At 40.3% G+C, this 11,772-nt stretch carries 8 protein-coding genes; all 8 read left to right on the forward strand.

Translation table 11 applies throughout. The features are described from left to right. Positions 1-3 precede the first annotated feature (3 nt). Complete coding sequence (locus NW213_RS02145) at positions 4-1,101, forward strand: nucleotidyltransferase family protein (RefSeq protein WP_258321698.1); 1,098 nt, start codon at positions 4-6, stop codon at positions 1,099-1,101. A gap of 2 nt (positions 1,102-1,103) precedes the next feature. Beyond that, entirely contained in the window at positions 1,104-1,994 is an 891-nt protein-coding gene (locus tag NW213_RS02150; RefSeq protein ID WP_258321699.1) for a phosphoenolpyruvate carboxykinase, read from the forward strand. Then, positions 1,991-2,779 carry a polysaccharide biosynthesis/export family protein gene (locus tag NW213_RS02155; RefSeq protein WP_258321700.1) on the forward strand — a complete coding sequence of 263 codons (789 nt, stop codon included), beginning with the start codon at positions 1,991-1,993 and terminating at the stop codon, positions 2,777-2,779. The genes NW213_RS02150 and NW213_RS02155 overlap by 4 nt, the downstream gene beginning before the upstream one ends. Positions 2,780-2,793: 14 nt before the next feature. Beyond that, complete coding sequence (locus NW213_RS02160; protein ID WP_258321701.1) at positions 2,794-5,127, forward strand: tyrosine-protein kinase family protein; 2,334 nt, start codon at positions 2,794-2,796, stop codon at positions 5,125-5,127. Between the two features lie 110 nt (positions 5,128-5,237). Further along, on the forward strand, positions 5,238-5,441 hold the full coding sequence (locus NW213_RS02165; protein ID WP_258321702.1) for a hypothetical protein: 204 nt from the start codon (positions 5,238-5,240) through the stop codon (positions 5,439-5,441). An 18-nt stretch (positions 5,442-5,459) separates the two neighbouring features. Next, complete coding sequence (locus tag NW213_RS02170; protein WP_258321703.1) at positions 5,460-7,676, forward strand: fimbrillin family protein; 2,217 nt, start codon at positions 5,460-5,462, stop codon at positions 7,674-7,676. An 88-nt stretch (positions 7,677-7,764) separates the two neighbouring features. Next, positions 7,765-10,341 carry a CotH kinase family protein gene (locus NW213_RS02175; RefSeq protein ID WP_258321704.1) on the forward strand — a complete coding sequence of 859 codons (2,577 nt, stop codon included), beginning with the start codon at positions 7,765-7,767 and terminating at the stop codon, positions 10,339-10,341. Between the two features lie 40 nt (positions 10,342-10,381). Then, positions 10,382-11,572 (forward strand): OmpA family protein, encoded by a 1,191-nt coding sequence (locus tag NW213_RS02180; protein WP_375338097.1) that lies wholly within the window; start codon positions 10,382-10,384, stop codon positions 11,570-11,572. Positions 11,573-11,772: the final 200 nt, after the last annotated feature.

The following is an 11,772-nucleotide window of genomic DNA, read 5'->3' on the forward strand; positions in this document are numbered from 1 at the left end:
ATTATGACCGTACAAAAGACGGATAGTGTGGTGGAGGCATTCTTCATTCTGTTGAGGGCCGGTCTTTGGGAAAAGGAGCCGGACTGTCTCTCGGTATTTCCGCTTTCACGGGATAAATGGGAGAATTTGTTCGTCATGTCAAGAAAACAGACTGTCACAGCACTCGTATATCAGGGAGTATGCCTTTTGCCTGAAGATTTTTTTCCTCCGCAGGATCTTTTGTTGAAGTGGGTATCTGCCGTTGATGCTATTGAAAAACTGAACGCAGGAATGAACAGATGTTTGGATGGACTTTATGATGTCTTTGTTCAGAATGGACTGGAGCCTGTATTACAGAAAGGGCAGGGGGTAGCTTCGTTTTATAAAAATCCTTTATCAAGAGAATCCGGAGATATAGACTTGTATTTTCCGCGTAGAGGTGAGATGCAGAAAGCTGTAAATATTGTGCGTATGCATGGTGGTAAAGTGTCTGAAATGCCTGACGGAAGTTATAATTTCCGATTTCGTAATACAGATGTTGAGATCCATCCATTCCTGATTGATATAGCCAATCCTTTTAAAAGAAGGTATATTAAGGAGATAGAAAATTCATCAGGATATAAGAAAATCTGTCTGAATGGCTGTAAAAATGAGATATATGTAGCATCGCCATTAGTAAATTTGTTGCTGCTTAATACTCATATATTGAAGCATGCGCTTGGCTGGGGGATTGGTGTCAGACAACTGTGTGATATGGCTATGGCATGTCATAGCCTGAATGATTCGTACAGCAATGAGGATATGCGATATTATTGTAAGAAACTGGGGCTGACCAAATGGACACGGCTGCTTAATGCTTTTATGGCGGATTTCCTTGGATTGGATGAAAAATGTATGCTTTTCGATGAAAGGGAAAAGTCGGCTGTGATTCTGAAAAATATTATACTAGAAAGCGGAAACTTCGGTATGGACAAAGATGATAGGAAAACGGAAGGAAAATCTAAAATTATGAGAAAGTTTAATACTATGGGGGCGTTCTGTAATAATGTAGGCTTTTCACTGAGATATGCACCGGCAGAAGGATTTTGGACATTTGCCGGACTGGTTAAAGGACAATTGTGATTATGGAAGAATATTTTTTTAAGGTGGCAGGATTTGTATTCGGAGTGACAGTACCGCGAGGAACAGATATTGAAAAGATGCTTCCTTCTTTCAGGTCGTTTCGATATAGTAAAACGCTGGAAAAGGAGCCATTGTTCATGTTTTATGTACATTACGAAGATCTTTCAGAAAAGCCTGATACTGAGTTCTTGGATGAGTCGCTGAACGATATGGGTAGAGTAAGACTGTACTCATTCAGCGGAGGATATTACATAAGAATCAGTTTCAGAAATGATGAAATGGAGCATTGTGCAATTTCGGATAGCTGTTTCAAGAGAACTGATGCTTATATAAAGAAGGAAGACAGTTATTCCGGTGATGTGGTGAGCTCATTGTTGCGTATGGTATATTCGCAGGCTATCATTCCTCATGGAGGGATTTCTGTTCATGCTTCTTCGGTGATACTTGACGGAAAAGCTTACCTTTTTATGGGAAAAAGCGGAACAGGAAAGAGTACTCATTCGAGGTTGTGGATTAAGTCTTTTCCGGGGTGTCAACTTATGAATGATGACAATCCTACTATACTGATAAGCAATGATATAGTGATGGCAGCAGGAACTCCGTGGAGTGGAAAAACTCCTTGCTACAAAGACGTTATAGCCCCGGTAGGAGGTATTGTTAAGTTAAAACAGGCCAAATTTAATATCTTTTTAACTTGTGACGAGTTTCAGGCTTTTATTAATGTGCTTTCCGGGTGCTCAGTTATAAGAAAAAGTGTAATTTTGCAAAATGATATGCACAGAACTTTGGCCCGTGTGTCTGAACTGGTTACGGTAGGAGTGATGGAATGTCTGCCTGATGAGGAGGCGGCTAATGTATGTAGAAATGGAATAGAAAAAATTAATGATAAATGAATAAGAAAATTTTGTTTTTGGGCTTGATGTCAATATGGCTGTTGGCTTCATGTGCTTCGCGTAAGGATTTTGTATATCTGAATGATATGGAGATGGGCGAGAAGTACCCTATTGATATGAAATATGAGGCTGAAGTTCATTGTGATGACCGTCTCAGTATATCTGTTAGTTGTAAGAATCCTGAATTAGCCATTCCTTTTAATATTCAGGGAGGAAATTTCAGAGTAAATGCGGATGGCAGTGTAAGTCCTTCTGAGGCTACAGTAAACGAGAAGGGATATCGCGTAGATGCAAACGGTGATATTGATTTTCCTATCTTGGGTAAACTCCATGTAGATGGAATGAAGATAAGTGAGGTGAAAAAACTTATAGAGACACGTATCAAGCAGGGGGAATATATTAAGGATCCGTTGGTGGCTGTAGAGTTCTTGAATTTTAAATATACTGTGCTAGGAGCAGTGGGCAGGAACGGTACATTTACCGTTAATGGTGACCGCATAACTATACTGGAAGCTATCGCCAATGCTGGAGATCTTTTACCTAAGGCAAGGATTGACAGGGTAAAGGTGATACGTGAAGTGGGAAATGAAAAGCAGATGTTTGTACACGACCTGAGAAGTACAGACATATTCCAGTCGCCTTGTTTTTATTTGCAGCAGAATGATATAGTGTATGTGGAACCAAAATACCGAAAGAAAGATGCTGAGGACAGAGGATGGCAGATTACAACTATGTTGATATCGCTTGCCAGTCTGGTAACTTCTATTTTGTGGGTACTTAAATAATCTTTTATATAAAAATGCAGAATAATATTCAATCAAATAAAAACGATCAGAACATAAATCTGTTGGATTTGCTTATGTACTTGGCTTCCAAGTGGAAGTGGTTCATTATGTCTGTCCTGATTTTCGGGGGAATAGCTTGGTATAAGTATGCTACCGCACCATTGGTTTATTTTGGTTCGGCTACAGTCATAATAAAGGATCCTTCAAGCAAAACGACGACAACGGGACTTGACCGTTTTGACAATTTCATAAACAAAGTGAATGTGGCAAACGAGATGCTTCAGTTCAACTCAAAAAGATTGATACGTGAAGTAGTAAGCAGGACACATGCCGATGTTAGTTATAAAATGAAGGACGGCCTTAGAAATGTGGAACTTTATACGAAATCGCCTGTCGCAGTCAGTTTTGCTGATATGTTGCCTGAACAGTATGTGGCATTTACAGTAACATTGCTGAATAAAGATTCGGTGGAGATTACAGATTTTTCGATGGCTGAAAATGGTGAACGTCAGGTTGTGGAACTGAATGATACAATTTCGCTAAATGAAGGAAAAGTTGTGGTAGTTCCTACCAATTATATGACAGAATCATGGATTGGTGTGCCGGTAAAAGTCAGTAAGATGCCTCTGGATGCAGTTGTATCAGTTTACAGAAACAGTATTGCGGTAAAACAGGAGGAAGAAGAATCTTCTATTCTTACTCTTGCGCTTAAGGACAATTCCTCGGAACGTGCAGAGGATATACTGAATATGCTGGTAAACGTATATAATGAGGAAACGATAAGGGATAAGAATCAGGTGGCTGTTAATACAGCTAACTTCATTAATGAACGTCTTATAATTATCGGTCAGGAACTTGGTGATGTGGAATCAGATCTGGAATCGTTCAAACGTGAGAACCAGACACTGGATATTTCTTCATCGGCAAGTATGTATATGGGAGAGTCGCAGAAATATAATTCTTCAGCATTAGAACTTGAAACTCAGCTACGATTGGCGCAATATATTAAGGAATATCTTACTGATCCGAAAAAGGAGGCCGATCTGATACCGTCAAATACCGGAATCAGTGATATGAACATCGAAAATCAGATAGGTATGTATAATGCAGCCAAGTTGAAACGAGACAGACTGATTTCTGACAGTAGTGACAAGAACCCTGTGGTGGAAGAACTGAATTCATCGCTGCGCGCAATGAAACAGAGTATTATCCGTGCGGTCGATAATATGATAGTAAGTATCAACGTGAAGCGCAATGATGCACAGAACCGTGAGATGAGGGTACAGGAACGCTTGTCTGCTATGCCTACAAAAGAAAGACAGATGCTTTCAATAGAGCGTCAGCAGAAAATAAAGGAGTCTCTTTATCTGTTCCTGCTAAACAAACGTGAGGAAAATGCTTTGTCACAGGCTATGGCCGATAATAATGCCAGGGTTATAGACAGTGCAGAGGCTACAAAATATCCGATATCGCCAAACAGAAACAAGATTCTTGCACTTGGTATATTGTTGGGATTGGCTTTACCAACCGTAGCATTCCTTGTAATAATGTTTATGGATACACGTGTTCATAGCCGTAAGGATATACTTGGTGCAGTGAGTGTTCCTTTCCTTGGAGAGATTCCTCTTGACAAAAACTATAAATCATCACGTAAAGGTGTTGCCAATGCATACGGATATGGTGATAACGTGGTGACTGAAGCTTTCAGAATTTTGCGTACCAACATGTCTTTCATGTCCAGAAAGGACAAACCTTTGCAGGTTATAACTTTTACGTCGTTCAATTCCGGCGCAGGTAAGTCGTTTGTCGCAAAGAATCTGGCTGACAGTCTGGCTTATACCAAGAAGAAAGTTATCCTGATAGACCTTGATATACGAAAAGGATCGCTCAGTCACAGAATGCATAAGCATGGTGTGGGTATGACAAACTATCTGGCAGACGAAACCATAGCATTGAATGACATTATACACAGTTGTGAAAAAGGTTATGACTTTATAAATGCCGGAACTGCAGCGCCTAATCCTGCCGAACTGCTTATGGACAGTCGTCTGGACAATATGGTGGCAGAGTTACGCAAACGATACGACTACATTGTTGTGGACAGTGTCCCGGTAGGCCTTGTGGCTGATGCTACTATTGCTAACAGAATTGCTGACCTTACGATATTTGTGGTCCGTGCCGGAAGGCTTGACCGTCGTCAGTTGCCGGACATAGAGAAACTGTATCAGGAGAAAGTCCTTAACAACATGGCCCTGATTCTTAATGGTGCAGATTTGGAACATCGTGGCTATGGTTACGGAAGTTATGGCTATGGGTATGGATATGGTTATGGAAGTAATAATAAATGATAGTATAATTTAAAGATTAAAAATATGGAAAAATGAAAGGACAACTTAAAAAAATGAAATTACTAACGGAAAAACTAATTGTTAACTAATAATTGAAAGTGAGGTATAATATGAAGAAAAAACTTTATGAGACTCCACGCACGCAGCATGTGGAGGTAGAATTGGAAGAAGGAATCATGAATAAAGCTTCCGTATTTGAACCGGGAGATGGACATGATAAAGGAGTGAGTATTCAAGGGCATAGTTTTGGTAATTCCGGAAATTATTTTGATAATAACAATGGAATTGAAGGTTGGAATGATTGGGATAATTAACTTAAAAATCTTAAAAATATGAAATTAAAGGTATATAGTATGATTGCAGCTTCCTTTTTTATATTGGGAAGCTGTGCAGAACAGGATGAAATAGGAACTCCTATACAGACTGGTGACGAAATAACTTTTGGTACCTCAACACCTGGTGAAGTAAAGAGTCGTACAATATATGGTAACCCTGTAGATCTTGGTAATGGCAATGGATATTTTCCTGTTTATTGGGAACAAAATGATGAAATAGCAATATATTGTCCTCAGGCAGTTCAACCTGCAACGCAACTGGTTCATTATAAAATTACTCCTGATCCAAATGATAAGACAACATCATCTGCTGTTACGCGTGTTGGTGATGTTGGTCTCCAATGGGGAGATAGAGATAAAGAGCATCGTTTTTATGGATTTTATCCAGCTACTGCTGTAAAGGGAACAGAAACAGATGGACGTATAAAATCAGAAATTCCAGTTCTTCAAACTGTTAAGCAATGGGAAGATAATGGTGCTAATGTTGGACAGGGTAAAGTATATAGTGGTGTTCCCGATACGCAATTTGCTTATATGTTTGCTTATGCTGCTGTAACACCTAGTAATCTTACTGCAGAAAATGCAGACATTCCTTTGAATTTTAAGCCTTTGGTTACTATTCTTGAAATAGAAGTTAATGGCCCTAAGAGTGGTAATTCTGTAAAAGTAACTAATATCAATGTTACTTCAACAGATGGTACTGCTTTGGCTGGAAATTTTGAATGCCTCATAAGTGACAGAAGCGGAATATGTACACCTGTAAACGATGCTACAGTAACAAATCGTGTATCAGTCTCTTGCTATGATGACGTTAAGGATGATTTTATTGAACTTGGTGTTGGAGACAAATTGAAGGTCAAGTTATTTTTGCTCCCAGAAACTGGAAATGATATAGCAAAAGGTAGTTTGAGGGTTACTGTTTCAACTCTTAATGGCGCTGCCAAATCAAAGACACTGCAGACTGCGGATGTTGTTTCACAATGTGTGAACAGAGTGTCTTTGCCTGCTTTGAGTGCCAATGATAATACAAACTATTGGATGAGTAATCTGGATAAAGATATATATTTCTCAGAATTGTCTATTCCTGGTAGTTTCATGGCGGCTGCTACTACGGATAATACAGGTATATTACATCCTACTTATTATCGCTATCAAAAGGAATCTTTAACCCAGCAATTTAAGGATGGTGTACGTTTCTTTAACTTCCAGACAGATTGGAAAAAGAGAATTTACTATGCAGGCGAGAGTCATAGTAAGACTGTAGATGATGTGTATAATGAACTGAAGAAGGAACTTGATAATGCAAAATCATATTTGGCATCTAAGAATAGAGAATGTTTGGATTTTGTTGTAATTCAGTTTAATTATAAAAGTATTCCTTATGAATTAGGTGATCCTGTGTTTAATTTTGAAGAGACTGCAAGAAAAACATGGATCAGAGATATTAGTAATAAGGTCAATACTTGGGCGACAGATAACAATGCAGTTGTTAACCCTTCAGCTGATATGACATTAGGTGATTTGGGTGGAAAAGTTGTCTTTATTATTCGTTACATTCCAGGTGATATGGTTACTGAAATGTTTGGAAAAGGAGATTTCAGCTCTGTATATCTTAACTGGCCAGGAGAAGAAAAAAAGTTACGTGAAATAGGCATCCAATACGGTAATCCTAATAATGCTGCTGGAGAATTGATGTTTATTCATCAGGATATTTCTGACGTTACGGCATTGGACGGTAGTTATGGAGGTGAATACACTCCTGTAGAAGGGGAGAAGTACACAAGATCAACTCCTGAAGAAAAATTGGTGATTGTTAAACAATTGTTTAATCGTGGTGTTGCAGACTATGAATCAAACGAGTCATTGACAGTACCGATGAAGAATTGGTATTATAATAATTTGGGAGGTTTCTGTCGTGTAGAAAATGATGGTGTTGGAGGTAATACTATGAATCTTACCAATTTCATGCATCCTAAGGTTGTAGAGTATTTGCAGGCAAGAACTCAAAATGCGTCTTTAGGACTTGTCATGATGAACTTTGCTGATAAACGACCAGGTTCAGGTGTTGATTATAAGAGTGACTGGTTGATACAGACTATCATAGATAACAACTTTAAGTTTGCTTTGCGTAAGAAACCTTCTGGAGTTACTCCTGCACCTAGTTACAATTCCAGCTATCAGAGTGGCGGTAATGCTGTAGGTTGGGATGAATAATCCGTATTATATATAGAGGTGCTTCACGGCCCTATGGAGCCGTGGAGTACTTTTTAAGAAAAAAGAGAAAAGATATCAATACTAAAAGATGAATAACAACTTTACACTTTACGCTATTTTGTTCTGTAGCATTCTGGGGCTGGGTGCATGTCAGGAAGATTCTCTTGTACATGATAAAAACAAGGGAAATATAACTATTATTGGTCGTATGGGTGGTGATGTGAAAACACGCACTTGTGTGGACAGCTCTTCACCCGATGGTGTGGCTGGTATATTGTGGTCACCAAAAGATGTCATTGGTGTGTATGGCGAGAAGGGTACAAAGAACGCGATGTTCGAATCTGCCAATACTGGCAATGTTGCCGAGGCTGAATTCAACGGTACTATGGCTGCGGGAGAATATCCCACATACGCCTACTATCCGTACAGCGCAGATAATGCGGTGGCTGATGTGACTGCTCTGAAAGGTGATCTGAAACTGACACAGACTTTCGACATGATAACAGGTAAGCTGGAGGCAGATTACAAGGTGGGTACACCCGCTTTCAAGACCTACGAAGGCAGATATGAGTTCGAATTTGAACACCTGTTCTCGCTGCTCAAGTTCGATATTAACGCCACTGGTACGGCTCTCGAAGGCGATGCGCTTGAAAGCATCATACTGACTTTGCCGGAAGGCAGACGTCTGGGAGGAGAATTCACATTCGATGCTACGTCTAAGTCTGTGACATGGTCTGAATCTGCTACTAGTGCCAATGTGTTGACCATGAACTGGAGTGATACTCCTGCGCTTGCCAGCGGAAAGAATTATACAGGCTATATCACATGTGCACCTGAAATACGTACAGGAGACCAAATAACGATTACTATCTTGACAAAGAAATACAAGGCGGTATTTACGCGTACAGCGCTGGTGGACTTTGCCGCGAATACATGCTATACATTCCCACTTTCTCTAGAGAACTATAAAAACGACATGGTGGTAACCAACCGCCCTGTATTTGAATCGTTCTCTTTCGAGGCAGCCAAAAACAGTGGTAAGATTCTGGCAACTAAGTTGATTTTTGATGGTAGTGACACAAGATCTGTAGAAAATATTGCTGAAGCATTGGAAGTGAAAAGAGATTCTGTAGTAGGAGTCATACCTTATCTGCACAACTTTGCTCTGATACCTACTTTTGAAGTAGCAGAAGGCTTGACTGTGACTGTGGATGGTGTACCGCAAAAAAGCGGTGAAACTGAACAGGATTTCAGTAAACCGATTGTATATACTGTTTCTAATGGCATTGATATTCAGGAATATGTAGTGAATGTAACAAACTCAGGACTCCCGGTTGTAGTGCTGACACAAAGCGAAGGTGGTGATGTGAATTGGGAAGAAGCCGGTATAAAAATCCGCTCTAAAGACTCTGAATGGGTAGAGGCAGACAAGATGGCTGTTTATAATGCTGATGGTACAGTGGATATGGAAGAGGCAGCTTGCGGTTTCCGTTTGCGTGGAAACACAACACAGGAGTACCCGAAGAAACCTTTTGCCATAAAGCTTGCAAGCAAGGCAAAAGTGTTGGGTATGCCCAAGCATAAACGCTGGGTGCTTCTTGCCAATTGGATGGACCGTACAATGCTTCGTAATGCTGTTGCTTTTGAAATAGCACATAAGGCTGAAGCTGTCTTGCCTGACGGTCTTGCATGGAATCCGCACGGTTATACTGTAGAGCTCGTCATCAATGGTCGTCATGTAGGCAATTACTATCTGTGCGAGCAGATAAAGATTGACGGTGACCGTGTGAATATACATGACTGCTATGAGGATGTATTGGACGATAATCCGGGAGTGACAATTACTCCGGATATGTGTGGCTATCTGCTGGAGTTTGACGACAACTATGATGAGGTAGATAAATTCCGTACGGATAAAAGAAAACTTCCATGTATGTTCAAAGACGAATTGAAGGGCAATAACGAATTGCTCAACTATGTCCAGAATAAGGTGCAGGGCATTGAAGACAATCTAGTGAACGCTAACTATGCTGCTGCCTATAATGACTTGGACATCAATTCTGTGATAGACTATTTCTATATGCAGGAATTGATTATGAACAGTGAGTACAAACATCCTAAGAGCATATATATGTATATCGACGGACCGGGCAAATTGACAGCCGGCCCTATCTGGGACTTTGACTGGCAGACATTTGCTCTTTCTGAAAATGTTGACAAACTAACACAGAAGTACTATGGTCAGAGTGGGGATTGCAGAGGACGTTTTGAATGGTTTTACGGTGATTCAAAAGTTTGGGATGCTATGGATTTTGATTTTGTTTACAAGAAAGATCGTCCATATATGTGGTATCCATTACTGTTCAGAGATGAAAACTTCCGTACTGTAGCTAAGGAACGTTGGATAAAGCTTTATCCGGCTTTGCTTACTATACTGTCGAAGATTGATGAATTGGCTGAAGAAAACAGAGTGTCTGAAAAATTTAATTCAGAAATGTGGCCTTTGATTCCTTATCATAAGGCAAACCGATCACCTTCGTTCAACGGTGATGAGGATATGACTTTTGATGAGGCAATATCTTCTATGAAGAAAGCTTATTCTGAACGTTTGGAATGGATGAACACGAATATCACAGGTGGAAATTTTGTAACTGATGCGAAATGATAGTTAAATTAAAAAGGATACTTAATTTTTGAGAATTATGATAAAGAAAACAATTTTTACCGCAGCCATGGTTTTGGCAGGTGGATGTGCTTTTGCACAGACAGAGCAAAACAACAGTGATTTCACTGAAACTGTGGAATACAGTACAGACAAGTACAAAGTGGAAACCAACCGTTTCTGGAGTAACTGGTTTATCAGCGCAGGTGCAGGAGGACAGGTTTATTTTGGTGACCACGACCGTCAGCGTAAATTTGGTGAACGTATCTCTCCGGCACTGGATATAGCAGTGGGTAAATGGTTTACTCCGGGTATAGGTGTACGCCTTATGTATTCAGGGCTTTCTGCAAAAGGTGCTACTCAGAATGGTGCATACCAGAGTGGTGGCCAGATAAGTGGAAAACCGTGGAATGGATATTGGTTGAACGAACAGAAATTCAAATTCTATAACTTCCACATGGACGCTATGTTCAACCTTATGAACATTATAGGCGGCTACAAGGAAAAACGTGTTTACAGTCTGAGTCCGTACGCCGGTGTGGGTATAGCAAGAGTAACATCTAAGCCTAAGAATGCTGAAATAACAGGTCATCTGGGACTTATGAACTCTTTCAGACTTTGTTCGGCTCTTGATCTTAATCTCGATTTGCGCGCTACATTCATCAACGATATGTTCGACGGTGAGGTAGGTGGACGTGGCGGTGAACCTATGCTTACTGCTGCTCTCGGACTTACATATAAGTTTAAACAGCGCGGATGGGACAGAAGCAAGACTATCACACGCAACAACGATGGTGCGCTGAAACGCATGAGCGACCAGATAGATGCTCTGAATGCAGAGAACGCACGTCTGCAGCGTGAACTTGCTGATGCAAAGAACAGACCTACAGAAGTTGTGAAGAAATTTACATCAGGCAATCTGTTGATTTTCCGTATAGGCGAAGCTAAACTGTCGAAGGAAGCTCGTGTAAATCTTCAGTTCTTTGCTGAGGCTATCAAGGCAGGCGATCCAGATGCGGTATATACAATTACAGGTTATGCTGATGCCGGAACAGGTAGCAAGAAGACTAACGAACGCTTGAGTAAGAAACGTGCTGAGGCTGTTCGTGACTGTCTGGTTAACGAATTCGGCGTTTCAGAATCACAGCTTGAAATTGACTACAAGGGTGGTGTGGACAACATGTTCTACGATGATCCTCGCTTAAGCCGTGCGGTAATTACACGCAGCAAGTAAATACAACTTTTTTATCTGATAAATCCAGTCCCTCTGTGCAAGTGATTGTGCAGGGGGATTTTTATGTGCGTATATTTCACTTTGTACTTCTCTCTGTTTGCACTATCTTTAGATAAGATAGGCTTCACCTTGGAATTAAAAGTTGAAAACTTTGTTTTCACTTTGTACTTCTCTCGGTTTGCACTATCTTTAGATAAGAT

The organism is Bacteroides sp. ET336, assembly GCF_024733815.1.
In the GTDB taxonomy this organism is placed as follows: domain Bacteria; phylum Bacteroidota; class Bacteroidia; order Bacteroidales; family Bacteroidaceae; genus Phocaeicola; species Phocaeicola cellulolyticus.

Bases quoted from the DNA above. Each gene is read 5' to 3' on its own strand.
- NW213_RS02145 (WP_258321698.1), top strand. From the start codon at position 4: ATGACCGTACAAAAGACGGATAGTGTGGTGGAGGCATTCTTCATTCTG.
- NW213_RS02150 (WP_258321699.1), top strand. From the start codon at position 1,104: ATGGAAGAATATTTTTTTAAGGTGGCAGGATTTGTATTCGGAGTGACA.
- NW213_RS02155 (WP_258321700.1), top strand. From the start codon at position 1,991: ATGAATAAGAAAATTTTGTTTTTGGGCTTGATGTCAATATGGCTGTTG.
- NW213_RS02160 (WP_258321701.1), top strand. From the start codon at position 2,794: ATGCAGAATAATATTCAATCAAATAAAAACGATCAGAACATAAATCTG.
- NW213_RS02165 (WP_258321702.1), top strand. From the start codon at position 5,238: ATGAAGAAAAAACTTTATGAGACTCCACGCACGCAGCATGTGGAGGTA.
- NW213_RS02170 (WP_258321703.1), top strand. From the start codon at position 5,460: ATGAAATTAAAGGTATATAGTATGATTGCAGCTTCCTTTTTTATATTG.
- NW213_RS02175 (WP_258321704.1), top strand. From the start codon at position 7,765: ATGAATAACAACTTTACACTTTACGCTATTTTGTTCTGTAGCATTCTG.